Annotated in this window: 25 protein-coding genes and 1 pseudogene; 18 read left to right on the top strand and 8 right to left on the bottom strand. The window is 70.9% G+C overall.

Annotated features, from left to right (window positions below; genetic code table 11):
- Nucleotides 1-21: 21 nt before the first annotated feature.
- A pseudogene (locus ACFY3D_RS14665) lies at nt 22-1,302 on the top strand (helix-turn-helix domain-containing protein); the annotation flags it as partial.
- Entirely contained in the window at nt 1,200-4,214 is a 3,015-nt protein-coding gene (locus tag ACFY3D_RS14660; RefSeq protein WP_389980037.1) for a hypothetical protein, read from the top strand. The pseudogene ACFY3D_RS14665 and the gene ACFY3D_RS14660, both read left to right, overlap by 103 nt.
- 194 nt (nt 4,215-4,408) lie before the next feature.
- Here ACFY3D_RS14660 and ACFY3D_RS14655 read toward each other — a convergent pair whose 3' ends face one another.
- Nucleotides 4,409-4,939 carry a hypothetical protein gene (locus ACFY3D_RS14655; RefSeq protein WP_389979382.1) on the bottom strand — a complete coding sequence of 177 codons (531 nt, stop codon included), beginning with the start codon at nt 4,937-4,939 and terminating at the stop codon, nt 4,409-4,411.
- Nucleotides 4,940-5,156: 217 nt separating this feature from the next.
- On the opposite strand from ACFY3D_RS14655, the gene ACFY3D_RS14650 reads away from it, so the two are divergent.
- The 3 genes from ACFY3D_RS14650 to ACFY3D_RS14640 all read left to right on the top strand — a co-directional run bounded on the left by ACFY3D_RS14650 (nt 5,157) and on the right by ACFY3D_RS14640 (nt 7,300).
- Nucleotides 5,157-5,465 carry a LysR substrate-binding domain-containing protein gene (locus ACFY3D_RS14650; protein ID WP_389979379.1) on the top strand — a complete coding sequence of 103 codons (309 nt, stop codon included), beginning with the start codon at nt 5,157-5,159 and terminating at the stop codon, nt 5,463-5,465.
- A 234-nt stretch (nt 5,466-5,699) separates the two neighbouring features.
- Entirely contained in the window at nt 5,700-6,086 is a 387-nt protein-coding gene (locus ACFY3D_RS14645) for a YciI family protein (RefSeq protein WP_389979376.1), read from the top strand.
- Nucleotides 6,086-7,300 (top strand): RNA polymerase sigma factor, encoded by a 1,215-nt coding sequence (locus ACFY3D_RS14640; protein ID WP_389979373.1) that lies wholly within the window; start codon nt 6,086-6,088, stop codon nt 7,298-7,300. Before ACFY3D_RS14645 ends, ACFY3D_RS14640 begins: the two co-directional genes overlap by 1 nt.
- Before the next feature lie 77 nt (nt 7,301-7,377).
- Here the strand turns inward: ACFY3D_RS14640 and ACFY3D_RS14635 are convergent, their stop codons facing one another.
- Entirely contained in the window at nt 7,378-8,331 is a 954-nt protein-coding gene (locus tag ACFY3D_RS14635; protein ID WP_389979370.1) for an NAD(P)-dependent alcohol dehydrogenase, read from the bottom strand.
- Between the two features lie 403 nt (nt 8,332-8,734).
- Between ACFY3D_RS14635 and ACFY3D_RS14630 the strand changes: the two genes are divergently transcribed.
- The gene (locus ACFY3D_RS14630) at nt 8,735-9,109 is read left to right on the top strand and encodes a VOC family protein (RefSeq protein WP_389979367.1); all 375 of its coding nucleotides are present in this window, start codon (nt 8,735-8,737) and stop codon (nt 9,107-9,109) included.
- A gap of 48 nt (nt 9,110-9,157) precedes the next feature.
- Here ACFY3D_RS14630 and ACFY3D_RS14625 read toward each other — a convergent pair whose 3' ends face one another.
- Nucleotides 9,158-9,952, bottom strand: a complete 795-nt coding sequence (locus ACFY3D_RS14625) for a neutral zinc metallopeptidase (RefSeq protein ID WP_389979365.1) — start codon at nt 9,950-9,952, stop codon at nt 9,158-9,160.
- Nucleotides 9,953-10,121: 169 nt separating this feature from the next.
- Here ACFY3D_RS14625 and ACFY3D_RS14620 point away from each other — a divergent pair, with 169 nt between their 5' ends.
- The 3 genes from ACFY3D_RS14620 to ACFY3D_RS14610 all read left to right on the top strand — a co-directional run bounded on the left by ACFY3D_RS14620 (nt 10,122) and on the right by ACFY3D_RS14610 (nt 12,829).
- Nucleotides 10,122-10,268: a hypothetical protein gene (locus ACFY3D_RS14620; protein ID WP_389979362.1), complete on the top strand. Its 147-nt coding sequence runs from the start codon at nt 10,122-10,124 to the stop codon at nt 10,266-10,268.
- Nucleotides 10,269-10,315: 47 nt separating this feature from the next.
- Nucleotides 10,316-12,058, top strand: coding sequence for a hypothetical protein (locus tag ACFY3D_RS14615; RefSeq protein WP_389979360.1), 1,743 nt, complete (start codon nt 10,316-10,318; stop codon nt 12,056-12,058).
- Nucleotides 12,059-12,163: 105 nt separating this feature from the next.
- Nucleotides 12,164-12,829 (top strand): amidohydrolase family protein, encoded by a 666-nt coding sequence (locus tag ACFY3D_RS14610; protein ID WP_389979357.1) that lies wholly within the window; start codon nt 12,164-12,166, stop codon nt 12,827-12,829.
- 61 nt (nt 12,830-12,890) lie between these two features.
- Here the strand turns inward: ACFY3D_RS14610 and ACFY3D_RS14605 are convergent, their stop codons facing one another.
- A complete protein-coding gene (locus ACFY3D_RS14605; protein WP_389979354.1) occupies nt 12,891-13,823 on the bottom strand; it encodes a TetR/AcrR family transcriptional regulator C-terminal domain-containing protein in 933 nt (310 codons plus the stop codon).
- Between the two features lie 207 nt (nt 13,824-14,030).
- On the opposite strand from ACFY3D_RS14605, the gene ACFY3D_RS14600 reads away from it, so the two are divergent.
- Nucleotides 14,031-14,861 (top strand): alpha/beta fold hydrolase, encoded by an 831-nt coding sequence (locus ACFY3D_RS14600; protein ID WP_389779072.1) that lies wholly within the window; start codon nt 14,031-14,033, stop codon nt 14,859-14,861.
- 298 nt (nt 14,862-15,159) lie between these two features.
- Here the strand turns inward: ACFY3D_RS14600 and ACFY3D_RS14595 are convergent, their stop codons facing one another.
- The 4 genes from ACFY3D_RS14595 to ACFY3D_RS14580 all read right to left on the bottom strand — a co-directional run bounded on the left by ACFY3D_RS14595 (nt 15,160) and on the right by ACFY3D_RS14580 (nt 19,102).
- Nucleotides 15,160-15,489, bottom strand: a complete 330-nt coding sequence (locus ACFY3D_RS14595; protein WP_389779076.1) for a hypothetical protein — start codon at nt 15,487-15,489, stop codon at nt 15,160-15,162.
- The gene (locus ACFY3D_RS14590; RefSeq protein WP_389979351.1) at nt 15,482-16,825 is read right to left on the bottom strand and encodes an MFS transporter; all 1,344 of its coding nucleotides are present in this window, start codon (nt 16,823-16,825) and stop codon (nt 15,482-15,484) included. Before ACFY3D_RS14590 ends, ACFY3D_RS14595 begins: the two co-directional genes overlap by 8 nt.
- A gap of 368 nt (nt 16,826-17,193) precedes the next feature.
- Entirely contained in the window at nt 17,194-18,042 is an 849-nt protein-coding gene (locus ACFY3D_RS14585) for an SDR family NAD(P)-dependent oxidoreductase (RefSeq protein ID WP_389979348.1), read from the bottom strand.
- A 325-nt stretch (nt 18,043-18,367) separates the two neighbouring features.
- Nucleotides 18,368-19,102: a FadR/GntR family transcriptional regulator gene (locus tag ACFY3D_RS14580; RefSeq protein ID WP_389979345.1), complete on the bottom strand. Its 735-nt coding sequence runs from the start codon at nt 19,100-19,102 to the stop codon at nt 18,368-18,370.
- A gap of 231 nt (nt 19,103-19,333) precedes the next feature.
- Between ACFY3D_RS14580 and ACFY3D_RS14575 the strand changes: the two genes are divergently transcribed.
- From ACFY3D_RS14575 to ACFY3D_RS14540, 8 genes are all read left to right on the top strand, one after another.
- A complete protein-coding gene (locus ACFY3D_RS14575) occupies nt 19,334-20,095 on the top strand; it encodes an SDR family NAD(P)-dependent oxidoreductase (protein WP_389979342.1) in 762 nt (253 codons plus the stop codon).
- A gap of 35 nt (nt 20,096-20,130) precedes the next feature.
- A complete protein-coding gene (locus ACFY3D_RS14570; RefSeq protein ID WP_389979339.1) occupies nt 20,131-21,813 on the top strand; it encodes an AMP-binding protein in 1,683 nt (560 codons plus the stop codon).
- Entirely contained in the window at nt 21,810-22,439 is a 630-nt protein-coding gene (locus tag ACFY3D_RS14565) for a MaoC family dehydratase N-terminal domain-containing protein (RefSeq protein ID WP_389979336.1), read from the top strand. Before ACFY3D_RS14570 ends, ACFY3D_RS14565 begins: the two co-directional genes overlap by 4 nt.
- The gene (locus ACFY3D_RS14560; RefSeq protein WP_389979333.1) at nt 22,432-22,836 is read left to right on the top strand and encodes a MaoC family dehydratase; all 405 of its coding nucleotides are present in this window, start codon (nt 22,432-22,434) and stop codon (nt 22,834-22,836) included. Before ACFY3D_RS14565 ends, ACFY3D_RS14560 begins: the two co-directional genes overlap by 8 nt.
- Before the next feature lie 61 nt (nt 22,837-22,897).
- Nucleotides 22,898-24,148 carry a CoA transferase gene (locus ACFY3D_RS14555; RefSeq protein ID WP_362924790.1) on the top strand — a complete coding sequence of 417 codons (1,251 nt, stop codon included), beginning with the start codon at nt 22,898-22,900 and terminating at the stop codon, nt 24,146-24,148.
- Complete coding sequence (locus ACFY3D_RS14550; protein ID WP_389979330.1) at nt 24,145-24,957, top strand: enoyl-CoA hydratase/isomerase family protein; 813 nt, start codon at nt 24,145-24,147, stop codon at nt 24,955-24,957. The genes ACFY3D_RS14555 and ACFY3D_RS14550 overlap by 4 nt, the downstream gene beginning before the upstream one ends.
- Nucleotides 24,954-26,186: an acyl-CoA dehydrogenase family protein gene (locus ACFY3D_RS14545; protein ID WP_389979327.1), complete on the top strand. Its 1,233-nt coding sequence runs from the start codon at nt 24,954-24,956 to the stop codon at nt 26,184-26,186. Before ACFY3D_RS14550 ends, ACFY3D_RS14545 begins: the two co-directional genes overlap by 4 nt.
- Nucleotides 26,183-26,935 carry a glucose 1-dehydrogenase gene (locus ACFY3D_RS14540; RefSeq protein ID WP_362903696.1) on the top strand — a complete coding sequence of 251 codons (753 nt, stop codon included), beginning with the start codon at nt 26,183-26,185 and terminating at the stop codon, nt 26,933-26,935. The genes ACFY3D_RS14545 and ACFY3D_RS14540 overlap by 4 nt, the downstream gene beginning before the upstream one ends.
- Nucleotides 26,936-26,985 lie beyond the last annotated feature (50 nt).

Raw genomic sequence — 26,985 nt, 5'->3', positions numbered from 1 at the left:
CGATTGCGTGAACATCGAGCGGTGTTTACATTGAGGGCGCGTTTCCGTGTGACATGTCGTCGGGGCATCTGGGTGAGACCGAGAAAGGACGCCACCGTGCCCGTGCCACATTCGCCGGAAGAGGAGACGCCGAATCCGGAACGGATCAGGGTACGCGATGATTTCGCTCGCGAGCTGACACTGTTGCGGCTGCGCGCCGGGCTGACGGTTCGCCAGGTCGCGGCCGGATCCGACACCTTCCGCAACCACAGCACGATCGGTGACTGGTTCGCCGGACGGGGACTGCCCTCCACCTCGTCGCGCGAACTGCTGATACGGGTCCTGGCGGTCTGTGGGGTCGACGATCCGGGGCTGGTCGCGCGGTGGCTGTCGGCCTGGCAGCGGGTGAGGCGCACACCCGGCCGCCGGCCGCGGGACCCGGAGCCGTACCGGGGCCTGGCCGGTTTCGAGGCCGAGCACGCGGAGTGGTTCTTCGGGCGTGAGGCGCTCACCCGCGAATTGGTCGATCGCCTGGCCGCCCGGGACGGGGACATCGAGGGCGCCGTGGGCGTACAGGTCGTCGTCGGGGTCTCCGGATCGGGCAAGTCGTCACTGCTACGCGCCGGACTGGTCCACGCGGTGCGTCACGACGGGCTTCTCGGTCCTGACTGGTCGGTGGCGCTGTTCACCCCGGGCGCGCGCCCGTGTGACGAGCTCGCCGGTTGGCTGGCCGCCGCGGCCGGCCTGCCCACGGATGACGTGGCCGCCCGGTTGCGCGCCGATCCCGCGCGTGCCGCCGAGTACGCCACAGCAGGGGAGCGGTCCCGCCTGCTACTCGTCGTGGACCAGTTCGAGGAGCTGTTCACCGCGTGCGCCGACGACGCGGAGCGGCGCGCGTTCGTGACCGCGCTGTGCGCGGTGGCCGGACAGAGTGCGGCGCGCGTCGTCATCGGGCTGCGCGCGGACTTCTACGCCCCGGCGCTGCGTTACCCCGAACTGGTCGCGGCGGTGCGGGCCGACCAGCTCACCGTGGGGCCGATGAGCGCGACCGAGCTGCGCCGCGCGATCGTCGAGCCCGCACGCAAGGCGGGGGTCGAGGTCGAGGAAGGCCTGGTCGAGCTGTTGATCGGGGAGGTCGTCCCGCGAGGCGGAGACGACGGAGACGCCCCCGAGCACGCGGCAGGCGCGCTTCCGCTGCTGTCTCACGCGCTGTACGCCACCTGGCAGCACAGCCGGGACCGGCGGTTGACGATCGCCGACTACCGTGCCGTCGGAGGAATCGACCGCGCGGTGGCGACCAGCGCCGACGCGGTCTACGACGCCCTCGACGAGGCTGGGCGCCATCGAGCCCGGCGACTGTTCCTCAGCCTGGTGCACGTCTCCCCCGGGGCGGGGGGGGGCCCCCCCCCGGGGGGGGCCCCCCCCCCCCCCCCCCCCCCCGGGGGGCCCCCCCCGGCGGCGGCGCCCCCCGAAGCGGGGGGGGGGGGGGCCCGCGGGGGCGCCCCCCCCCCCCCCCCCCGGCGCCGGACACCCCCCCCGGCGGGGGGGGGGGCCCCCCCCCCCCCCCGCGCCGCCCCCCCGGGGCGGCCGCGGCCCCGGGGGGGGGGGGGCCCCCGGGGGGGGGGGCCCCCCCCCCCGACCTGCTCGCCGAGTGCGGCGACCCGGCCGGGCAGTCGACCGACGTCATCGGGCGCTTCGTCGAGCAGCGGCTGCTCACCCGCGACGCCAAGACGGTCGGTATCAGCCATGAGGCGCTGCTCACCGCGTGGCCGCTGCTGCGCGGCTGGCTGGAGGTCGACCGGGCCGGCCTGCTCACCGGACGCCGACTCAACGAGGCGGCCGTGGCCTGGGATCGCGAGCACCGCGACGCGGGCGCGCTCTACCGAGGCGTCCGGCTCGCGGTGGCACGGGAGTGGGCGCGGACCGTCGGTCCGCACGCCGCCCCCGGCCCGGTGGCCCGCGAGTTCCTGGAGGCCTCCGCCGCGCGTGAGCTCGCCGAGCAGCGAGCCACCCAGCGTCGTGCCCGCCGCCTGCGGCGGCTCGTCGCGGTCCTGACCGTGCTGTTGCTGCTCACGACCGCCGCCGTCGTCGTCGCGGTCCGCAGCGAGCAGACCCTGCGGACGCAGCGCGACACCGCCCTGGCCGGGAAGGTCGCCAACGAGGCCACCGCGCTGCGCCCGGCCGACCCGGCGCTCTCGGCGCAGCTGAGTCTGGCCGCGTACCGTCTGGCGCCCATCCCGGAGTCGCGCGGCGCGTTGCTGAGCACCTACGCCGCCCCGTACGCCACCCGGCTGACCGCGCACACCAGCGCGGTCTACGCCGCCCGGTTCAGTCCGGACGGGAGCCTCCTGGCCACCGCCGGCATCGACCGGACGATCCGGCTGTGGCGGACCGACGACGTGCGGCGCCCTACACCCCTGGCCACGCTCACCGGCCACGGCGCCGGCGTCACCTCGGCGGTGTTCGGCCCGGACGGGAGCCTCCTGGCGACCGCCGGCGATGACCGTACCGCCCGGCTGTGGGACGTCTCCGACCCTCGGCGTCCGGCGACGCTGGCGACGCTCACCGGCCACACCGAGGGGGTGATCGGCGCGGCGTTCAGCGGGGACGGGCGGGTCCTCGCCACGGCGAGCTACGACCGTACCGTCCGGCTGTGGGACGTCTCCGACCCCCGCAGACCCGTACCGGCCGCCGTCCTGCGGGGTTTTCGGAAAGGCGCGTCCGACGTGGCGTTCAGCCCGAACGGCCGGATCCTCGCCGCCACGGGCTTCGACACCCCGGTCCGGTTGTGGGACGTCGCCGACCCCGCCCGCCCACGGCGCCTGCCCGACCTGCGCGGACACACCGACCGGGTGCTCTCCGCGGTGTTCGGTCCCGACGGCCGGGTGCTGGCCACCGGCGGTTTCGACAACACCATCCGACTGTGGGACCTGCGCGACCCGGGAGCGGCACGCCCGCTGTCCACGCTGACCGGGCACGGCGGCGGCGTTGTCGCGCTGGCTTTCGACCGCGAAGGGCACACCCTCGTCAGCGGCGGCTACGACCTGAGCGTGCGGATCTGGGACGTCCGCGACCCGCGGCGGGCCAGCGCGCCGGTGACGCTGGCGGGTCACGCGGGCGTCGTCTACACGGTGGCCGTCGACCCGCGTGGGGGCACCGTCGTCAGCGGCGGGGCGGACACCAGCGTACGGCTGTGGAACCTGCGGCAGCCGATCCTGACCGGACACTACGGCCAGGTCAACGCGGTGGCGTTCACACCCGACCGGCGCCTTCTGGCCACCGGCAGCCACCTCACCGCCTACCTGTGGGACGTCGCGGACCCGCACCGCCCCCGGCTTTCTGCGACCCTGACCGGCCACACCGACGGGGTGACCGGGGTGGCGTTCCAGCCGGGGGCGTCCGTGCTGGCCACCGTCGGTCTCGACGACACCCTGCGCCTGTGGGACGTGACCCGGCCCGGCCGGCCGGCGTTGCTGTCCGCCCTGAACCTGAAGGCCGGCGATCTGTACGGCCTCGCGTTCAGCCCGGACGGCGCGACCCTCGCCACCGTCGGTGAGGACTCGGACGTCGGGGTGTGGGACGTCACCGACGTCCGTCGGCCACGGCGCGCCGCCACCCTGCGCGGGCACACCGACGTGGTCAACGCGGCTGCGTTCGGCCCTGACGGGCAGGTCCTCGCCACCGGCGGCGACGACCGCACCACCCGCCTGTGGGACATGCGTGACCCGCGACGGCCGACCCCGCTCGCGACGATCGGAGCCCATTCCAACAGCGTCAACGCGGTCGCGTTCGGCCCGGATGGGAGGACCCTCGCCACCGCCGGCGACGACCACACCATCCGCCTGTGGGACCTGCGCGACCCACGCCGCCCCGCCGCCCTGGCCACGCTGAACGGTCACACCAGCCGTGTCAACGCGGTCGCGTTCGCTCCTGACGGGCGGACCCTCGCCACCGCGAGCACCGACCACACCGTGCGGCTGTGGGACACCACACGACCTCGGCAGGCCGCCTGGACCGCGACGCTGACCGCCCACACCGACGGCGTGTCGGCCGTCGCGTTCGGCTCTGACGGACACACCCTCGCCACCGGCGGCAACGACACCACAGCCCGCCTCTGGGACACCGACACCGGCAGGGTCTCCCGGTGGGTCTGCTCGCTCGCCGGCGCGCCCATCGCCGAGGCGGAGTGGAGGCGGTACCTACCGGACCTCGACCACCGGCCACCGTGCCGCTGACCCTCGGCCGGGCCACACGCCTGCTCCGGACCTCGCGCGGGATCGCCTGGCCATGGGCGGAGCCGGGTACGAGGCCGAGCACGGAGCCGTCAAGCCCCGCGTGGAGCCGCCGGGCGCGGGACGCCGACCCCACCACGGAGCCGTCGGGCCGGGCGCCGCCTCCGGCGGTCCTCCGACCCGACGGCGGGGCAAGGTCAGGGGTTGACCAGGCCCACGGCGAAGGAGAGGTCGTCCAGGGTGAACTGGCTGATGCCGGTCATCCGCAGCGCCTGCGCCCGCACGGTGTAGGTGCCGGGACCCAGTGGCGGGGAGAACCGCTCCAGGGAGTGCGCCTCCTCGGCTCCGCCGGGTGTGTCGAACCTGTAGTCGGTGCTCGTGACAGGGTTGAGCTCCACCGTCGTCCCCGTGGAGTTGACGGCCACGATCCGCACCGAGCACCAGCCGGCAGGATCGCCGACGCAGATGGACTCGGCGGTGAAGCGGGCGTCAACGAACCGGGTGGTGCCCGCGGGCACCGTGACGCTCGTCACGGCGGTCGGGACGTTCGACCATGTGGCGACCGTCTGGACGGTCCACGGGGTGCTCTCCCCGGTGAAGAACTGGACGCTGGTCTCGGTGCCGCCCTGGGAACTGGCGACGGCGCCGGCCGTCCCTGTCAGGGCGAGCGCGACGGCGAGGGCCGTCAGGGTGGGCGTGATCCTCCGGGTCCCGAAGAGCTTGGACATCGGGTTCCTTTCCGTGGTGCCGCCAGACCCTGTGCCGACGGCGGTGAGCTCACACTCACGAGCCGTACGGGTCGTCGAAAAGGGGTGCCTGAACTATCCGTACAGTCCCGTACACGCCCACGACCTCGGCCACAGACCGCTCACCACCGGAGAGCAGGCGGAATCCCGGCGTGGAGCCGGGTCAGCGGGGCCACCGGCATCGAGGTCGAGGAATCAGATGCTGGACGAGGAGTTCCAGGTCGCCCTGCCCGCCGACCATCGGCTGGCAGGGCTTCGCCGGGTGTCGCTGTCCGACCTGTGCGACGAGGTGTGGATCGAAGGCGGTTACCCCGACTGCCTCGGCCCACTTCTCCAGCTCGCCGAAGCCCTGGGAGGATCCCCTCGGATCGGGTTCTTCTGCGAGGACTGGAACGGCAGGCAGGCCCTGGTCGCGGGCGGAACCCGGTCTCCGATGGTCGGCCTTTCAGCGGGCCGTCCCGTGGATTCCGCCACGCCGGCCCAACCTCGCATATCCATATTCGGGTGACTGATCCGATCAGGCCGAGCAGGAATCGCCTCCTCCGGAGGCCGCCCACGTCCCGGGTGAACGTCGAGTCTCCGCTGATCCCGTCGGTCACCCATTCCGGGCTCGATGGCCGGTCTGACAGGATCGTCCGCGTCGCGGCGAAAGATTTCTCCGGGACGGTGTCGATTGGCGGGCCGCTCGTTCGACGTGTGGTGCGAGGGCCGAGAGGCGGTCCCGCCGGACCAGGAGAACGCGATGTCGAAATACCTGCTGATCATGCGAGGCACCGATGAGACGAGCGCGGCCATGATGGCCGACCTCGACGAGATGATGGCCACAACCCGCCGGTTCATCGAGGACATGATGAAGGCCGAGGTCCTCGTCGCGGCGGAAGGGCTGGACGATCCGGGGCAGGGTGTCGTGGTCGACTTCAGCGGCGAGGCTCCGGTGGTCACGGACGGGCCGTACGGCGAGACCAGGGAACTGTTCGGCGGCTACTTCCTGCTCGATGTCGCCACGAAACAGGAGGCGGTCGAGTGGGCCAAGCGGGTCCCGGCGGTCCGCGGGTCCAAGATCGAGGTCCGCCGGGTGGCCGAGGCCGACGAGGTCCCGCCGGGCAGCGAGAACAACGGCCGGATCTGATGGGTACGGCCGACGTCGAGGCCGTCTGGCGGATCGAGTCGGCCCGGATCGTCGCCGCGTTGACCCGGATCACCGGCGATTTCGGGTTGGCCGAGGACGCGGCCCAGGAGGCGGTCGCTGAGGCGCTGGTGTCGTGGTCGCGTGCCTCTCCGGCCAATCCGGCCGGCTGGCTGATGGCCACGGCCCGGCGGCGGGCGATCGACGCGATCCGCCGCCGGACCGCCCTCCAGGACCGATACGCCCTGTTGGCGGTGGCCCCTGCGGTCGACCAAGAGGTCGATCCCAACAAGATCGGTGACGATGTTCTGGCGCTGATGTTCATCGGCTGCCACCCGGTGCTCTCCCGCGAGGCCCGGGTGGCGCTGACCCTGCGCGTGGTCGGTGGCCTGTCCAGCGAAGAGATCGCTCGCGCGTTCCTGGTGCCCGTACCGACCGTGCAGGCCCGCATCACCCGGGGCAAGAAGGCGATCGCGGCGGCCCGGGTGCCGTTCGAGTTACCACCGGCCGACAAGCGCAGGGAACGGCTGGGCGGCGTGCTCAGCGTCCTCTACGTGATCTTCACCGAGGGGTCGACGGCCACATCGGGTGACCGGCTGCTGCGCCCCGACATCGCGCACGAGGCGATCCGGCTGGCCCGCACGCTGGCCGCGCTACAACCCGAGGAGCCGGAGGTGCACGGCCTGCTCGCGTTGTGCGAGCTGACGGCCGCACGCTTCCCGGCCCGGACCGGCCCGGACGGCACGCCGGTCCTGCTCGGGGACCAGGACCGGCGGCTGTGGGACCTCTCGGCGATCCGACGGGGGCTCGCCGCGCTGGCCAAGGCATCGTCCCGCGGCCTCGGTCCCTATGGTCTGCAGGCCGCGATCGCCGCCGTCCACGCGTCGGCGCCCTCGGTCGAGGCGACCGACTGGGACCGGATCGTGCTGCTCTACGAGGCGCTCGGCCGGGTCGCGCCCTCGCCGGTGGTCGAGCTCAACCGGGCCGTTGCCGTGGCCATGGCCTCGGGACCGACGCAGGCCCTGGCCATCGTGGACGAGCTGATCGCCTCGAACCGGCTGCCCGGTTCGCATCTGGTCCCGACCGTACGCGGGGAACTGCTGACCCGCCTCGGCCGACGACCGGAGGCGCGCGCCGAGCTGGAGTTGGCCGTCCGTCTGTGCGCCAATCAGTGCGAACGTTCGGTGTTGCTGCGCAAGGCGGCCGCGCTGGACTGACTTCCCCGACGCGGCCGACACGGATCCGAGTGGTGGGACTCAACCCCTCGGCCGGCTTCCCAAGACGCGTCGTAGGGTCAATCGACCGTGATGACGAGCTTTCCCGGCGCGTTGCCCGCCGCCAGGTCGCTCACCGCGGTGGAGGTCTCCGCGAGGGGGTACGTGCGCCCGACGGCCGGTCGCACGGCTCCGGCCTCGATGAGGTCGCGCAGCGTGTCCAGGTCGGCGGTGCGGGTCAGCGCGATCAGCGCGTCCAGGCGTTGGCGCGTGAACGGTGTGATCAGCCGGACGGCCAGCATCCGGCCGAGCCCGCCGAACCACCGGCCGCCGCCCTCGCCGCCGACGACGACGAGCCGGCCGCGTTCGGTGAGCAGCCCGCGCAGCAGGGGCAGCGGCCGGTTGCCCGCGATGTCGATGATCAGGTCGTACGTTCCGGTGAGCGGCTCGCGCGTGTAGTCGATGACGGCCCGGGCGCCCAGCGACCGGACGAGGTCGGCCTTGGCCGTGCTGCACACGGCGGTGACGTGGGCGCCGGCGGCGGTCGCGAGTTGCGTCGCGAAGCTGCCCACTCCGCCGCCCGCGCCGATGACCAGCACCTTCTCGCCGACGGTGACCTGGCCGAGGGCCCGCAACGCGGTCACCCCCGAGGTGGGTACGGCCGCCGCTTCGGTGAAGCTCAGGTTGGCGGGTTTGCGGGCGAGCTTGGCCGGGCGGGCGAGCGCGAACTGCGCGTACGCGCCGGTCGCCTCGCCGTACACCTCGTCGCCGGGGCGAAACGCGGTCACGTTCGCGCCGACGGACTCCACGACGCCGGCCACGTCCATGCCCGGCACGCGGCTGCGGGGCCGGCGCAGGCCGAGGCCGAGGCGGGCGATGAGCGGCAACCCGGTCATGATGTGCCACACGCCGTAGTCGACGCCGGCCGCGTGCACCCGGATCAGCACGTCGTCGGCGCCGGGCGTCGGGGTCGGGACCTCGCCGAGACTCAGTGTGTGCGGCGGGCCGTACTCGTCCTGGACGATCGCTCTCATGAGGGGTCTCCTTCGGTGCCGGGGAACTGGAGGACGTCATCGGGGCCGACCTGGAACACCGGGTGACGCGGAACGCCGTTTCCAGCGGGGCCCCTGAAGTTCCCGCGTGGGCGACGCCGGGGTCGGGCTGTCGCCGGCCCGGGAGGTCGCCACGTGGATCGCGTACGCGTCGGCGGAGACCACGGTCATCACCCGGCGCGCTTTTCCTCGAAAGCCATGCCCGCTCCCCATGTAAAACAAAGCCGACACCGCTCAATGTAAAACGCCGCCGACATCATGTCAAAGTTTATTTACATGCGCGGTCGCCGACGCCGTGGCGTGCGCTGTTCGGCACGCGGGTCCGACACCCGCTCATGCCGATGAGGGGGAGCGGTCGTCACCGGCACGCCGGCATGCTGTCGGTATGATCGGACGCCTCGAAAAGACCGTGATCGACTGCCCCGATCCGCGCGCTCTCGCGGAGTTCTACTGCCGGGTGCTGGGGATGAGGATCAACGAGGACATCGGCGGCTGGGTGGTCATCGGCGCGGAACCGGGTCTTCGGCAGGTGGCCTTCCAGCGGGCCGTCCCGTGGATTCCACCGCGCTGGCCCGACCCCGCGCATCCCCAGCAGATGCACCTCGACATCCGGGTGACCGACCCCGATCAGGCCGAGCGGGAATTACTCGCCCTGGGCGCCACCCGTGTCCCGAGTGAACACGAGTCGGGCTTTCGGGCCTTCACCGATCCCGTCGGTCACCCGTTCTGCATCGTCTTCGGTCGGACCAGTTCAAGCTGAGCCGCCCACCGCCGGGCATGCGCCGGGAAGAGCGTGTTCTCCCGCGGGTCAGGCGACGTGGGACGCCGGTGCGGTCCAGGTGTTGCACGCGGCTGGGGAAGCGCCGGTGAAGCCCCGCTGCAGCCAGGCGGCCCGGTTCTTGCCTGTGCCGTGACTGCGTTCCTTGTTGACCTCCTCGTCGCCGCTGATCCGGTAGTGGTCCACGACCTCCTTCCAGTCCTCGTCCCGGTAGTTCTGCGATGACCAGACACCGGCCATGAACGCCGCTCCCAGGCAGTCGGCCTGCAGCTCCAGGCGGCGGCTCTGCGTCAGTGCCTGCGCCTTGGTGCGGGCCGGCATGTATTTGTAGGCGTTCCACATGCCGGTGAGGTTCTGCACGTGGTGGGCGTACTCGTGTGCCATCAGATGCAGCATCACCGGGTCGGCCGGTGCTTTGACGGCATAGTCGCTGATCATGATGACCAGCCGCTGTTGGCTGGTGCAGTAGCGGCCGGTGTGGTACCTGCCCCATGCCGATCCGCATGCGCGGCCGGGCTTGGTCATGAACTGAATCGTCGGTTTCTTGAACGGCATGCCTGTCTTCTTCAACTGCTTGGACCATGAGGCGTTCAAGCAGCCCAGTATCGCCGTCAGGTGTTTTTTCGCGGCGGCGACACTGCCGGAGTCTTCGGGGTGCCGCGCACAGGGCAGCGTCAGTTTGCCGCTGCGATACAGGGGATTATGGGTCAATGCCTTGGTGCCGGTGGGAACCGGTGCGCCGATACCGGCGTCGGCGTGGGCGGTGCCGGTAAGCAACAGGCCGACCAGAACTCCGGCCGACAGGGCGATATGGGGGGTACGCATGAAGCGGAACTGTACAGCGCGAAGATCACGCCGACGCATCTGGACTTCCACTGCCTGGCCGAGGGGGCGAGACGACATTCTCGACCTGACGGTCGCGTCGGCCGAAGAACACGGCCTGGCCGTACGGGGCTGGCCGCGACCCGCGCGACAGAGAATGCGCGGACAAGGCGTGCCCGTCATCGACAACCCTTTCCTGGACGGCTTCTCTCTTTCCGCCGACGACAAAACGGCTCACTACTCCCGCCTGTTGCGCGATATCCGGAAGGCGATCGAAAAAGCATCGAAATTCGCGATGCCTTGGTCAATTTCCTGGTGACTCGCTATGGTTGGGCGCTTTGACCGCCCCGTCCCCAAGAGATGGCCATGCGTCGCTACCGTTTCGGCAGAATCGCCGCCCTGATCGCGCTGGGTTACCTCGTCTCGGTCGCCGTACTGGGCGCCTTCGCGCTCACCACCGACCGCGGTGATCTCCTTTGGAGAGTCGTCACCCGAGAGTCCGACATGGGCTGGTTCTTCGGCCCCGACAGAGACACGTTCACCGTCTCGTGGGGGCTGGCGCTCGTCCTGATCCTCATCGGGGCGCTCCAGGCGTGGGCTCTGTGGCAAGTGCTGCGCGGGCGCGCCCGCGGCGAGCTGACACACCGGGGCAGGAAGGTCGGCCTGCTGCGACTCGCCCTGTACCTCGGCGTCGGCTGTGGCCTGCTCGGCATCGTCAGTACCCCGCTGGTCTTCGCACTGGAGATTTACTGGCTCTGGTCGGTGACGGGGATCGTCTCCGGTTTCGTGCAGTTGGCCGTCGTCTGGCTGTTCTTCCTGGTGCTCCGTGACATCGTCTCCCGCGGGCTTCGGCTGTTCTCACTCGTCGTCGGGAGCATCGCCTGCGTGAGCGGCATCGGCCAGGAGATCGCGGGCGTCTTCGATATGAGCTCCGTCGCGCAGATCCTCGCCCTTGCCAGAGGGTACGGATATGTCTGGCTGGCATGGTTCGTGTCGATTCTGATCGCCCAGGCCAGGGATCCCCGATGGAGCGCGGCGACCGTCCGGATAGGCGTCATCGCGCAGATGGCGTTCATCCTCCAGCCCAACGGGGTCGTCTCCTTCGGCGACAACGGGTCCCTCGACATCCTCACGGTCTATACGCTCCTCGGCGCCGCCGGCGTCTTCGGGCTGGTGTGGAACGCCAGGACCGCTCATGAGTTGGCGAACCCTCTTCCGGGGTCGGTTCCCCGGCAGGCGCCTGCGCGGTCGGCGGCCAGGTGGTGGCCGCTGGCCGCCGCGGCGGTCGCGCTCCCGCTGATCCCCGCCGCCGTCAACCTCGCGTACGGCATGTACCACTGGATCGGCCCCAGGGGCGCGATCGAGGAGTTCGTCCGCAGGTACGGAGGCAACGGGCATGCTCTGACATGGCTCGCCCTGGACGTCTCCGTCGGTGTCGGCGGCGCGGCGCTGCTGATCCTGGTCGCCGTCCTGCGCAGGACCCGCCCTCTCGTGCGATTCACGACGCGGGCGTTGACCGTCGCCGCGGCCGTGGGCCTCGTCAGCGCGCTCACGGCGACGCCGAGGTCAGGGGAGTCCGGCGACTTCTTCTACGAAGGCGCACAGATCTACCCGGAGGAGATGTTCACCCCGGGGAAGGACGGTGAGATCTTCTTCGGCATCTCACCGCTGTGGTACAGCGTGGCCTTGCTCGGCTCCGCCCTGCTCCTGGTGCTTCTGTACCCGGCCGCGCCCGCCCCGCGTGTACGCCGTCGCGTGCTGCCGGCCGTGCTCGCCACACTGGTCGCGCTCGGTTTCGTACCCGCCGCGGACCAGGCCCGTGGCCTGGTCACCGCAGCCGAGGACTGCGGGCCACGCGAGACGTGGACGGGCGAGCCCGAGGAACCCGACCTCACCCGGGATCAGCGATTCGTGTGCTCCTTCCGGCTGAGCGGCACCGAGTTTCCCGACCTGTCGCTCAACGGCCGTGCGGGGCACTACCGGATCCGCGTGCACTACGACTGGTTCGATTGGAAGGGTGTGCACGAGAACGGCCAGCGTCTGCTGATCATGGCGTTCCCCGGCGAGGGGGACAAGCGGGTCACGTACCGGAAGCGTCCCATCCGGTGAGCACGCTTCCAGTCGCGCGGCATCCAAGGCTGTGGCGTTCTTGTCACCGTCGGCGTCCAGGGCCTTCGCCCGCCGGTCGGGTGCGGTACGGCGCGGTGGAGGCGGATGGTCGCCCGCGTCTTCGACCGCCTGGCGCGCAACCAGACCCGGTTGACGCCGACGCTGACCAACCACCGGGTCGTCGACACACCGTCGAGTGTGCGCACCGATGACCCACGTCACCGCTATTTCCCCGCTCAGATACGGCAGTTGTGGGAGATGACCATGCGGGAGGTGTATCTGAAAGACCGTCCTGCGGAGCAGGCCGCGTCACGCAGGGAGCTTTTCGAACGCCGGCTGCGGCTGGTCGCCGAACTCGATCGCGCCGGGGTGCCGCTGCTGGCGGGCACCGATACCGGCACCTCGTATGTGATGCCCGGCTTCGGCCTGCACGACGAGCTGGAGCTGCTGTCCCAGGCAGGGCTCAGCGGCATGAGCATCCTGCGGGCGGCGACCCTGGAACCGGCGAGGCAGCTCGGGCTGCGTGACCACGGGACCGTCGAGCGCGGAAAGGTGGCGGACCTGGTGCTGCTGGACGCCGACCCGCTGCGCGACATCCGCAACACGACGCGCATCGGCGCGGTGTTCGTTCGAGGCCGGTTGATCGATCGCGCACAGCGGCAGCGCATGCTGGACGATGTGATCACGGCCGCTCGGGAGGCCGTCCCGGCCGCGGCACGGGTGGCCGGCTGTGCCTGTCATCCCAGCGCTTCACCCGCGCTGCATCACTGAACATCCCGGCGCTTCACCCGCGTTTCATCACCGAACGTTCTCCACCGTCCCGGACCGCGCGTCAGGTCGCCCGCCCGAGCTCGCGGCGGCGGGCGTCGATGCCGTCGAGCAGGCGTTGCAGCCCGTACTCGAAGACCGCGTCCAGGTCGAAGTCGAACGGTTCCCGCGCGGCGTAGCCGAGTCCGGGATTGCCGGTGGAGGCCCACCGGCGCGGGCCGTCCTGGAAGTTCATCCAGTCGTCCGCCGACATCCCGGTGTCCTCTTCCGCCTGCGCCTCCGCGAGACGGACGAGCGCCATGCCGCGTACGTGCCCGAACAGGTTGATGTGCGTGCACAGCATGTCGTGCGCGCCGAACCCCATCGCGCGCAGTGTGCTGAGCGACCACTCGGCGATCGGCAGCACGTTGGGCATGAGTTGCGGGCGGCTCAGCGAGAACACCTCGGCGGCCCACGGGTGACGGCCGAAGACGGTCCAGAACAGGTGCGCGGCCGCTTCGAGGCGTCGTCGCCAGGCCGTCATCGGGATCTCGGGCAGCCTGGCGCCGGCGAACACGCTGTCGGCCATTCGCAGCGTCAGGTCGTTCCTGTTCGGGACGTGGCGGTAGAGCGCCATCGTGGAGACGTCCAGGGCGACGGCCACCCGTCGCATCGTGACGAGCGGCAGCCCGTCGGTGTCGGCGATCCGTACGGCGGCCTCGACGATCTCGCGCTGGGTCAGCCCGGGGCGCCGTGTCCGCTCGCCGGTGGACGGGCCGGTCCTCCCGGTCGCAGGCTCGTCTCGCCGCCGGACGACGGTCCCGCGGCCCGGGACCGCCTCGACCAGGCCCGCCTCGCGCAGGGCGCCGAGGACCTTGGTGGCGGTGGCCATCGCGACCCCACGGTCCCGGACGATCTGCCGGGTGGACGGCACCGGCCGGCCTTCCGGCAGTCGCCCGCTCCGGATGTCGCCGGCGATCTCGTCGGCGATGCGCAGATAGAGCGGTCGGTCTGTCATGACTCTCCAGTGCACTAGTGCGGTCGTGAGCCGACGGATCCCTGTACTACCCCGCTGTTCTGCGATGACATGCGAAGTGCACTAGCTCGCAGCGGTGCTGGGTGGTGGGGCTTCTTCGTCGCTGCGTACATTGTAAGCACCGCTCGGGGGTGGGTCCGGGCGACGAGAGAAACGGAGAACACCATGTCTGGTCTGGACACTCGGTCGGTGACATCGGCGGACGGCACGCCCGTCGAATACCTCAGTGTGGGGTGCGGGCCCGATGTCATCGTGGTCCCCGGAGCGCTCGCGGTGGCGTCCGACCTCGCCGCCTTCGCCGGACTCCTGGCGGCCCGGCACACCGTGCACATCGTGCAGCGGCGTGGCCGTGGCGGCAGCGGCCCGCAGGGCGATCGGTACGGCATCGCGCGGGAGTGCGAGGACGTCGAGGCGGTACGCGCACGAACCGGTGCGCGGCTGATCTTCGGGCACAGCTTCGGCGGACTGGTGGCCCTGCGAGCCGCGTGTGAGACCTCGGCGTTCGACGCGGTCGCCGTCTACGAGCCCGGGGTGTCGGTCGACGGGTCGGTCCCGGTCGACTGGATCGAGCGAGCACGCGATGAGATCTCCAAAGGCGCGAACTTCGAGGCGTTCGTCACCTTCGCTCACGGGGCCAACCCCGATCAGACCGGACACCTTCCACGCCGGCTTTTCCGGATCATCCTGCGGTACGCGATTCCCCGCGCGGAGAAGCGGCAGAAACTCGCGCTCATGCCCCAGGCGATCAACGAGCACACCGAGGTGGGGCGGCTCGACGGCCGGTTGGCCGACTATCGTGAGATCTCCGCGACCGCTCTGATTATGCGAGGCAAGGGGCGTGACACCGCTCGGCAGAGCGTCGCCCTCGCCCGGTTGGCCGAGACGATTCCGCGCTCCGAGACCGCGACGTTCGGTACGCTCGACCACTTCGCGCCGGAGAAGAAGCCCGGCGAGATCGCGGATGCCGTCCTGCGGTTCTTCGCCGCGTACGTCCGGCCGGGTGTCCAGGCCGAGGGGTGACCCGTGGCTTCGGGGGGAGCCGGGCCCGTCGCTCGCGTCGCCGTCCGCGGAGAGAACGTCGTCCGGGGAGAGAACGCCGCCTGTGGAGAGAACGCACGCCTGCGACGGGAACGCCGCCTGGCCGGGGGTTATGGCGCGGCGGTGGCCGAGGGAGGCGTGCGGCCCCTGCGTGAGGCGGTGGAGCGGGGCGGCTGGGTGCGGGAAAGCGGAGGCCCGGGGCGGTCTTCGCCGCCCCGGGCCTTTGATTCGGTCCGCCTTTTCGGCTGACGGGCAGCCGGAGGCGTTCATCCGGGGTGATTCACCGCTTCGCGCCCGCCGGTTCGAGGATCTCCCGCGTGCGCACGACCCCTTCCGGCCATCGGGCGTCGAAGTCGTCGAGCAGCGGCTGGAGCGTCGGGGACCCGACCATCCGTACCAGGGCGTCGAGGTCGTCGAACTCGTACTCGGCGAAGTGGACCCCGGGACTGGTCACGCTCCAGCAGCGTCGCCCCGACCTGGCCCCGAGCGTCCTGATCACCAGTGGGAGGTGGTCGGTCTCGTACCAGTGGTCGAAGTCGTCACGCAGGTCGTCACGAACCTCGGCGCGCACCAGGAACACTCCCGGCTTCGCGGTGCCGATCTCAGACATTGCTCAGGTCCTCCTCCTCGTGGGACAGCCCACGACGCGTGAACAGGATCGTGAGGAACGCGATGATCGAGATGCCCGCGGCGAACAACGAGATCGGGATCGTGCTCTCGTAGCTGTCCATCAGCGCGACGGCGAGCGCCGGCGTGATGCCTCCACCGATGACGGCCGCGATGGTGTAGCCGAACGAGATGCCGGTGTAGCGGACCTGCGTTCCGAACAGTTCGGCGAGCCAGGTGCTCATCGGGCCGTAGAGCAACCCGAGGAAGATCAGGCCGACCGAGAAGCCGATGCCCGCGAACAGGGGGTTGCCGGTGGCGATGAGGGGGAACAGCGCGAACACCCAGACGGCGAAGCCGATGACGCCGATGAGCATCGGAGGCTTGCGGCCGACCTTGTCCGAGATGTGGCCGGAAACCATGATCGCGCTGAAGTAGAAGACGGACGCGATCAGGACCATCACCAGGCCGGCCGTCGCACTGAAGCCCACCTCGTTACGGGCGTACGACAGGGCGAAGATGATGGACAGGTAGTAGCCGGCGTGGATGCCGAGCGAGGCGCCGATGGAGGAGAGGACGCTGCGCGGGTAGCGCTTGAACATCTCCATGAGGGGGATCTTGACGACCTCCGTGGTCTTCGACTGCTCGACGACCTCCTTGAACGCCTGCGACTCCTCCAGGGACAGGCGGATGTACAGGCCGACGATGACCATGATGGCGCTCAGCAGGAACGGGATACGCCAGCCCCACGAGTTGAAGGCGTCCTCCGGCATGAACGCCGAGGTGAGGGCGATCAGTCCCGCGGCGAGGATGTATCCGATCGGTGAGGCGCTGCCCATCCAGGCTCCGAAGAAGCCGCGACGCTTGGCCGCCCCTTCGTGCTCGACCACCATCAGCACCGCACCGCCGTACTCGCCGCCCAGCGCCAGACCCTGGATCAGGCGGAGCGTGACGAGGAGGATCGGGGCCGCGATCCCGATCGAGGCGTAGGTGGGGAGCAGGCCGATGGCGAACGTGCCGATACCCATCATGAGCAGCGCGAGGACCAGCATCTTCTTGCGGCCGTACTTGTCGCCGAAGTGGCCGAACACGATGCCGCCGAAGGGCCGCGCGACGAACGCGACGCCGAACGTCGCCAGGGAGAGCAGCGTGCTGGTGAGCGGGTTGTCCGAGGGGAAGAAGAGCGGCCCGAGAACCAGCGCGGCCATGGCGCCGAAAAGATTGAAGTCGAACCACTCGATCACGGTGCCGACCATGGAGGCGGTGGTGACTTTGCGGATGGAGTTCTTGCTGGCTTGGGGGGCGCCCTTGTTGGTGGCGGCGACAGCGTCTTGTGTCATACCGGATTCCTAATGTTCGACATTCGACCTGATGGACGGACGATACCGGTGGGCCGTGATGAAGGCAACAGTCTTATTTGTCGTGCTCACCGGCTCGCTTCGGCTGCGGTGAGGGGGCCGGCCGGGTTTTCCGGCGGTGAATCGCGATCTCCCGCCCCCCGCCCGAGGGGTGGCCGCGCTGCGTGGGGGTGTGCGGTGGCGCCTTGCCCTGCCTGGTCGTCGATCCGGGGGGCGCTCTGGGTGTCCGGTCGGAGGCTCTGTGTGAAAGCCCCAGGTCATGGGACTTTATCGCACGGTTTCTGGTTGATGTTCGTTACGAGATGTGATGGATTCGTAACGTTCGATCATGACATGATGGTGATGTCGCGCTATCGCCGAGTCTCCGTGGAGCGCAGGCGATCCGCGAAGAGCGCGGGCTGGGGGGCCGAATGGCCGCCGTACTGATCCGCGTGACGCTGCACGTGCATCAGTGGGGCGGACAGGAACCCCCCGTCGACCACCAGTTCCTGGCCGTTGACGAACGCGGCGGCGTCGCTCGCCAGGTAGGCGACCACGCTCGCGATGTCGGACGCGCCGCCGATGCGGCGCACCGGGGTGAGCTGGGTGCGCAACGCGAGCAGATCGGGGTCGGCGTAGTGGGCCGCCGACATCTCCGTGCGCACGAACCCGGGGCTCACCGCGTTCGCCCGCACTCCCAGCGGGCCCCACTCCACGGCGGTGTGTCGCGTCAGTGCGACCAGGCCCGCCTTGGAGACGCCGTAGGTGGGGGAGGTGTTCGGCGAGTGGGCGCCCACCGAGGCGATGTTCACGACGGCGCCGCGGCCGTTGTCGATCATGAGGCGGCCCAGCTCGCGAGTGCAGAGCATCGCGGCCGTCAGATTCACCGCGATCGTCTCGTTCCACGCCGCCGTGGAGAGCGACGCCAACGGCCCGGGAGTGCCCAGAATGCCGGCGTTGTTCACCAGCACGTGGCAGGTCCCGAACCTGCCGGCCGTCGCCTCCGCGAGACCGACGACGTCCTGCTCGTCGGTCAGATCCCCGGCGTGGGCCATGACGCGGTCGGGCAGGCCGAGCCGCAGGGCGACCTCTTCCAGGCGGCCGACGTCCCGATCCGTGAGCACCACACTCGCGCCGGCTTCGAGGAACTCGCCCGCGATCGAGCGTCCCAGACCTCCCGCCGCACCGGTCACGACCACTACCTGCCCCTCGAAACCCATCGCGTACTCCCTGCATCGGCTATTTAAGGACTAACCGATTATTGTCGGACAGTTCGGAATGCGGCAAGGGGGGAGAAATCAACGCGTTTTCGGCCGCGCGGGCCGGAGCCGGGGTGTGCCGAATCGCCGTACGGGACCAGGGATCGGAGGCGGCGGGTCGGAGATGCTCCGGGCGGGCCGGAGTCAGGGGCGCCCGGTCAAGGAGACGCCCCGTACGGGCCCGGAGCCAGGGTCGCGCGATCGGAGAGACGCCCCGTGCGGGCCCGACGTCAGGGGCGCACGGGGGTGAGAGGCGCTCGTACGGGCCGGAGCCGGAGGCGCCGGGTCAGTCGTGCTCCGCCGCGGCCACGCGGTGAGCCTGCAGGTAGCGAAGGTGCGTCACCATGGCGTTCTGGGCCGCGTCCTCGTCGCCCGCCTCGATCGCCTTCACGATCTGCAGGTGCTGGAGCACGGTCTCGGCGCCGACCTGCTCGGAGAGGTCGAGGAACCGTACGGGCATCGTCTGCTCGTGCAGGGCCTGGACGAAGGAGCCCAGCACCCGGTTGCCGGACGCGCGGGCGACCGCGGAATGGAAGTCGACGTCGAGCTGGGGTACGGACGGGTCCGTCACGCGGACCGACTTCTGGCGCTCGATGATCCTGTGCATCTGGGCGAGGTCCTCCGCGCTGCGGTGGCCGGCGGCGAGCCGGACCGCGGGGACCTCAAGGTATTCGCGCACCGACTGCACCTCGTCGGCCCCGATGCTGCCGAGGCTGAGCAGGTTCTTCATGGACTCCGAGAGCATCTCGCTGAGTGCCTCGTGGTCCACGGCCCGGACGAAGCTGCCGCCTCCCGCCCCGGGGACCTTCTCGATGAAGTTCTGTGTCGACAGCGAGCGCAGCGCCTCGCGCACCGTCGTCCTGCTCACCTCGAACTGACGTGCGAGCTCGGTCTCGGAGGGGAGACGCTCGCCGCGCTTGAGCTCGCCGTCGAGGATCGCCCGACGGATGCGGTCCTCCACCTGCTGGCGCGGGCGCACGACCGCCTGCCCGAGAGCACGGGGCTCACCAAAGGTCTCCAATGTGGGCCTCTCGTTTCCGGGGGGTTGACAAGTGTCCTACATCAGTCAACCGCCGAAGCAGAAGTCTACTGGCTTCCCAGGGCGGCAGTATGTCGTAGCTCCTAACGGATGCTACTTGCCTATGTGATGAATGTTCGACATTATGCTTACTCGGCACCGCTTCGCGGACGTGGTCGACTCGTTCCCGAGAGAGGGCGGCAAAGACGCCCCCGCGCGATGAGGAGCAACAGCATGTCGGGTTTCCCGGATCTGGCCGGACGAAGAGCCGTCGTCACGGGTGCCAGCAGGGGGATAGGCCGGGCGATCGCGCGAGCGCTGGCCGCGGCCGGCGCGACGGTCGCGATCGGCGGCCGCGACTCCGCGGCGCTGAGCGCGGTGGCCGACGAGATCGCCGCCCAGGGGGGCACCGCCCACCCACACATCGTCGACGTCTCCGATCACGACTCCATTGAGCGCTTCGTCACGGAGGCGGTGGACGGCCTCGGCGGACTGGATCTCCTGGTCAACTGCGCGGGGGTGCTCGCCTCGGGCTCTCTCCTGGACGCCGGTGACGAGCCGTGGGACGCGGTGTGGAAAACGAACGTCCTCGGCACGGTGCGGGTGACACGCGCCGCGGGGGTCCTCCTCACCGCCCAGGGCTCCGGCAGGGTCGTGAACGTCGCCTCGAACTACGCCTTCAAAGGGGTGAGCGGGCACGCCGCCTACTGCGCGTCGAAGGCGGCCGTCGTCTCGTTCACCCGTAGCATGGCGGTCGAGTGGGCGCGCCACGGAGTCCAGGTCAACGCCATCGCCCCCGGGTTCATCGCGACAGACCTCAACGCGAGCATCCGCGCGGACCCCGAACAGAGCGCCCGTGTGACGAGGGCCGTGCCCGCGCGCCGGTTCGGGACGGTCGACGACGTCGTCGCCGCGATGGGACCACTGTGCGACCCCCACAGCACGTTTCTCACCGGAGCCGTGCTGACCGTCGACGGAGGAGAGACCGCGCGCTGAGCGGTCGAGCAACACCAACCAATGAGGAGCGCATCGTGAGTTCGCAGAACACACCCGCCGCGGGCGAGCACCCGGGCATCCGCCCGGACAGCAGGCTGACCCGGGATCTCGCGACCACCTACGAGACCGGCGGCCAGTGGACCTCACAGACGCTGACCTCCCTGCTCACCGACGCGGCCGTCGCACACCCCGAGCTGACCGCGGCGGTCGACTCCGCCGGGCCGGGGGGAAGCCGCCGCGCGATGACCTACGCCGAGCTCGACGCCTACGTCACCGATCTCGCCGTGGGCCTGCGGGCCCGGGGAGTCACCGAGGGTGACTCCGTCGTGGTCATGCTGCCGAACTGCATCGAGTTCGCCGCGCTCATCTTCGCCATCAACCGCGCCGGCGCCGTCTACACCGGTATCCCGGTCGCCTACGGCACCAAGGAGGTCCGCCACATCCTCGCCTCGACCGGCGCGAAGGTGGTGGTGACGCAGGAACGGGTCGCGAGCGCCACCCCGCTGGAGGTCGTACGAGCCTCGTACGGAGAGGCGGCGCCGCTGGTCGTCGTGCGCGGAGACTCGGGCAGGGGCGAGGGCGAGATCGCGCTCGGGGATCTGGCCGCCCCGGCCGCCGACGGCGCGCGACTCCCGGACGTGGACCCCCGCGGCCTGTGCCACATCGGTTTCACCTCCGGTACGACGGGCGCCCCCAAGGGGGTGATGAACACCAACCAGACCCTGATCGCGGTGCTTCGGAACTGGCTGGCCTACTTCGGGGCGGAGAACCTCGGCGCCCCGATGGTGAACGCCGTGGTCTCACCCGTCGGCCACCACAGCGGCTTCCTGTGGGGAGTCCTGATGACCGCCTACCTCAGGGGGACGGCCGTCTACCTGGAGAAGTGGAGCCCGGCGACGGCCGCGACCTTCCTGCGCGAGGAAGGGGCCACGGTGTTCTTCGGTGCCCCGACGTTCCTCCAGGACCTGCTCACCACCGACCTCGTCGGTGACCCGCGCTGCGCGCTGCGCGCCGTCATCACGACGGGATCGCCGGTCCCGCGTGCGCTTCCCGGTGCCGGGCGCAGCGCCTTCGGCTGCTGGGTGGGCTCCGCGTGGGGAATGACCGAGATCGGGATCGGGGTCTCCTGCCGGCCCGGTATGTCCGACCCTGAGCTCGCGAGCGACGGCCGGGCGGTGCCCGGCGTCGGAGTCCGCATCGTCGGGACGGACGGCGAGCCCGTGGCCGCCGACACGCCGGGACGGATGCAGGTTCGCAGCGCGGGACTCTTCCTGGGTTACCAGGGCCTGCCCGACAGGACCCGCGAGGAGATCGACGCGGAGGGCTGGTTCGACACCGGCGACACCGCCCGCATCGACGAGAACCAGCTGGTCTACCTCGAAGGGCGCAGCAAGGACATCGTCATCCGCGGTGGGGAGAACATCCCGGTGGTCGCGGTGGAAAGCGTGCTCTACACCCACCCCGACGTCGTCGACGTGGCCGTCGTCGGTGTCCCCGACGAGCGTCTCGGCGAGCGGGCCTGCGCCGTGGTGCACTCCCGCACCGATGATCTGACCCTGGACGAGCTCAACCGGCACCTGCTCGACAGCGGCGTGTCCAGGCACTTCCTGCCGGAGCGCCTGGTGCTGGTGCCGAGTCTGCCCAAGACGCCCAGCGGGAAGATCCGCAAGGTCGAGCTCCGTCAGCGGCTGGCACTGGTGGAGACGGCGCCCCAATGACGGTGACCTGGGACCCCGCTCCGGTGCTCGCCCGGCTCGCCGCGCTGCGTGAGCGCCAGGAGTCGTGGCGGACCCGCGAGATCATCGAGCCCGCCGACGCGCTCGGCCACGCCCGCCTCTGCGACGTTCCGGCCGGCCGATCCGTTTTCGGCGACCGCGAGAAGGAAGGGGTGACCGGCGGCACCCCGCCGGACGGTCCCGACGTCGGCGACCACGGCGGGGAGGACCGCGCCGGTGCCGGTGACCACGGCGGGGAGGATTCCGCCGATGTCGGTGACCATGGCAGGGGGGACCGCGCCGACGCCGGTGGCCACGGCGGGGAAGACCTCACCGGCACTCGGGAGGTGCCGCCCGGCCTGGCCGTCGCTCTCACGATGCGCGCCGTACTCGGCGTACTGCACGATCACCGCCTCGACCTGCCGTTCGACCACAACGTCCACGCGGCGCAGTCCCTGACGTGGCACGCGCCCATCGCGGTGGGCGCCTCGATCGAGACCCGAGCCTGGATCGGCCGTATCAAGGAAGGCGCGCGCGCCGTCTTCTTCGATGTGGAGACCGAGTCCTTCACCGAAGACGGCCGGATGTGCCTGCGCGGCACCAGCACCCAGGCTCTGCGTCATGGGTGAGGTCCCCGTGCCCGCTCCTCTCGTGTGGGAGCCGGCCGCCGACGTGCCGCGCGACTACGCGCGGGTCTCTCGGGACCACAGTGCCGTGCACCTCGACGAGGCGGTGGCGAGCCGCGTCGGCCTGCCCGGTGTGATCCTGCACGGCATGTACGTCTACGGATACGTGGCCACCTACCTCGGGCGTCACGCGGACGGACACGGAGGCCGTCTCGCCTCGTTCGAGTGCCGGTTCCAGGCGCCGATGCTGCCGGGAGCGCCCATCCGGGTGCGGTTCGAGCGCGGTGACAGCCGGGAGTCCGTACGCGTCGAGGCCCGCCAGTCCGACCGTCCGGTCCTGTCCGGGGTCGCCGTCCTGACGCCGGCCCTGCCGTCGGCCGGATCTTCCGACGCCTCCTGAGCTCTATGAGGACAAACCAGACGGTGTTGACCAATCGATAAATGTCCAACATTATTAGTAGGTGATTTCATTGGACACCAGCAGTGGGCCTGTGGACGAGCCGTCGGGGCCTCTCGACGGCGTGCGCGTGGTCGACATGACCACCTCCTACGCCGGCCCCACCGCCGCGATGTACCTCGCCGACCTCGGCGCGACAGTGATCAAGGTTGAGCGCCCCGGCAGCGGGGACGACGCCCGGTCCTGGGGCCCGCCGTTCGTCGACGGGGTCTCGGCGTGGTTCGCCTCCGCCAATCGCAACAAGCGGTCGGTCGTCCTCAACCTCAGCGCGCCCGAGGGGCGCGAGGTGCTCCTGCGGCTGCTCGACACCGCGGACGTCTTCCTGCAGAACATGAACCCCGCGAAGCTCAGCCGCATCGGGATCGACGGTGAGACCCTCCGGCGCCGCAACCCCCGGTTGGTGTACTGCGCCATGTCCGGGTTCGGCCTCACCGGCCCCGACAGCGACCTGCCCGGATACGACCTCGTCGCCCAGGCGCGGTCCGGGCTGATGTCGGTCACCGGGGAGAAGGGCGGGGCACCCCAGCGCGTCTCGACCGCGCTCTCCGACGTGGCGACGGGGATGGCCGCGGCGATCGCCGTCAACGCGGCACTGGTCCGTCAGTGCCGTACCGGACAGGGCGACGCCATCGACGTGTCCCTGCTCGACACCGACCTCGCCCTGATGGCGCCGCGGGTCGCCGCGTTCCTCGCCGGCGAGCCGGAACCGGCGCCCAGCGGCGGCACCGATTCGGTCCTCGCCATGTACCAGCCCTTCGAGGCCGCCGACCGGACCATCGTGATCGCGATCGGCAACGACTCCATGTGGCAGCGGTTCTGCGACGCCATCGAGCTTCCCGAGCTGGGCGCCGATCCGGGGCTGTCGGACAACGCGAGCCGCCGTGCCGACCGCTCACGGATCACCGAACTGGTCGCGCGGCGACTCGCCACGCGGCCCGCGGCGGAGTGGCTCCGGCTGCTCGCCGACGTCGAGGTGCCGGCCGCGCTGGTGCAGACCCTCTCCGAGGTCACGAAGGACCCCCAGGTCGTGGCGCGCGGCGCGATCCTTCCCGTCCCGGGGGGCCACGACGACCTCGTCAGCGTTCGCAGCCCGTTCCGCCTCGCCTCGCAGGAGAAACCGCGTAACGAGCGGTTCCCCGCGCTGGGGGCGGACACCCGGACGACCCTGCTGGATCTGGGATACACACAGGAGCAGATCGACGAGCTCGCGGCGGCCCGCGTCGTCGGTCTGGAGGCAGCGGAGATCGCGTCATGACCCCGTCCGAGAGCGTCCTCGTCGAGCGGACCGGCCCGGTCACGATCGTGACCGTCAACCGGCCGGAGGCGTACAACGCGCTCAACGCCGAGGTCCTGTCCCGGCTGCGCGCCGCGGTCCTCGACGCCGACGCCGACCCCGCGGTCCGCGCCGTCGTCGTCACGGGAAGCGGTGAGAAGGCGTTCTGCGCCGGCGCCGACCTCAAGGAACTCGCCGGGATGGGCGCGGACCGCGCCCATGAGACGCTCCGCACCGGACAGCGGATCCTGCGGGACATCGAGCGGGCGACCGTACCCGTGATCGCGGCGGTCAACGGCGTCGCGCTCGGCGGCGGCTTCGAGCTCGTGCTCGCCTCGACGTTCCCGGTCCTGTCGACCGGGGCCTCCCTCGGGCTGCCCGAGTCCGGGCTCGGGCTGATGCCCGGGTACGGCGGCACGCAGCGGCTGCCCCGCGCGATCGGCGCCCCCGCGGCCGCGCACCTCATGCTCACCGGAGCGCGGCTGGACGCGCAACGCGCCTACCAACTGGGACTCACCCCGATCCCTCCCGTCGCCCCCGCCGACCTCATGTCCACCGCGACGGCACTCGCGGAGAAGATCGCCGCCCAGGGGCCGATCGCGGTCCGCTCCATCCTCACCGCCCTCGAATGCGGCCGGGACGCCGGGCTCGACGCCGGACTCCAGATGGAGACCGGCCTGGCGGCACTCGCCGTCGCCGGCGCCGAGTCCGACGAGGGGATCACCGCCTTCCTGGAGCGGCGGCCGCCCCGGTTCACCGACCCCGCGTCCAGCCCCGGGGAGTCCGCGTGAACACGGAACGACTGGCACGACTCGACCTCGACACCGACCCGAAGGCGTACCTGGCCCTTCACGAGCGGCTCGACGAACCCGTCGCCGACGTGGCACTGAGCGACAGGGAGCTGGAGGTGCGCGCCCTCACCCGGGACGTCGTCTCCCGCGAGGTGGCGCCGCGAGCCCACGACCTCGACCGCACCCACGCCTTCGCGCACGACAGCGTCCAGGCGCTCGCCCGGGCGGGCCTGATGGGGCTGATCTTCCCGGAGAGCCTGGGCGGAACCGGGGACACCAACGTCGCCTACGCCGTCGCGATGGAGGAGATCACCGCGGGCTGCGCCGCCACGTCCCTGGTGTTCATGACGCAGACCCACGCGGCGTACCCCATCATGATCGCCGGAAGCGACGACCTGGCACGGCGCCACGTTCCCGGCCTGCTCGACGGGTCGGTGTACGGGGCGCTCGGCATCACCGAGCCGAACGCCGGCAGCGACGTGTCCGGCCTGCGCACCACCGCCCGGCCCGTCGGGGACGGCTACCTGCTCAACGGTTCCAAGACCTTCATCACCACCGGTGACAGGGCCGGCGTGATCGTCTGCTTCGCGACCACCGACAAGACCCTCGGCCGCGACGGCGTCAGCGCCTTCGTCGTCGACGCCGGCTGGGACGGAGTCCGCCCCGGCCGGCCGTTCGACAAGATGGGGATGCACGGCTCAAGCACCGCCGAACTCTTCTTCGACGACGTGCGCGTCCCGGCCGACCACCGCCTGGGCGCGGAAGGCGAAGGCTGGCGCGTGGTCATGAACTCGGTCGTGAAGTCACGGATCAGCGCGGCGGCGCAGGGCGTCGGGCTGGCCAGAGCCGCCTACGCGCGCACACTCGCCGTCCTGACCAGGACACACGGGACGCGCCTGCCGGACGAGCACGTCTTCGCACTCGCCGACCTGCGCGGACGCATCCTGCAGGGCAGGCTGCTCCTGCACGCGGTGGCCCGCCGGGCGGACGCCGCCGACGACATCTCGACCGGGCAGATCGGGATGATGAAGCAGGCGTGCACCGACCTGGGCTTCGCCGCGGCGGTCGAGGCCACCCGGATCCTGGGGCCCTACGGCGACCTCGCGGTCCTTGGCGTCGAACGCTGCCTGCGCGACGCCAAGGTGACCCAGATCTACGACGGCACGAACGAGATCCAGCGAATTCTGATCGGCCGCGAGATCACCCGTTCGATGAAGGGAGCGACATGAGCGACCTGCAGGGCAAGGTCGCGATCGTCACGGGAGCCGGTCGCGGGCTCGGCCGCTCGATGGCGGCGGCGCTCGTCGACGCCGGAGCCTCGGTGACGGTCGCGGCACGCACCGCCGCCGAGCTCGACACGTTCGTCGAGGAGGCCGGGAACGCCGGAGGCCGGGCGCTCGCCTGCCCGACCGACATCACCGACGAGGCGGCGGTGGAACGCATGGTCGCGGCGACCGTGGAGACCTTCGGGCGCGTCGACGTGCTCGTCAACAACTCCGGGATCGTCGCCTCCACGCCGTTGCTCGACCAGCCGGCCGCCGAGTGGGACCGCGTCGTCGCGACCAACCTGCGCGGCACCTTCCTCGCCACCCGGGCGGCCGGCCGGCACATGGTGGCCCAGGGAGCGGGCAAGGTCATCAACATCGCCTCCAACTTCGCGCTCCAGGGCGTCGCCGACCACGCCGCCTACTCGGCCTCCAAGGCGGCCGTGATCGGGTTCACCCGCTCGATGGCGATCGAGTGGGCGCGCTCGGGAGTGCAGGTCAACGCGATCGCGCCGGGATACTTCGCCACCCCGCTCAACGCCGGGATGCGCGAGGACGCCGACGTCCTGGCGAAGGTCGTACGAACCATCCCGGCACGTCGCATCGGCGAGCCCGACGAGCTCAGGCCGTGGCTGCTGCTGCTCGCCGGTAGCGCCTCGGACTTCATGACCGGAGAGGTCATCGTCGTCGACGGCGGCCAGAGCGTCCGATGACCGGCCCCAGCCCCGGTCGCAGCCCCGGCCCCGGTTCCAGCCCCGGCCCC

Source organism: Streptosporangium sp. NPDC000509 (assembly GCF_042898365.1).
In the GTDB taxonomy this organism is placed as follows: Bacteria; Actinomycetota; Actinomycetes; order Streptosporangiales; family Streptosporangiaceae; genus Streptosporangium.
This window is presented reverse-complemented; position numbering and strand designations above follow the sequence as displayed.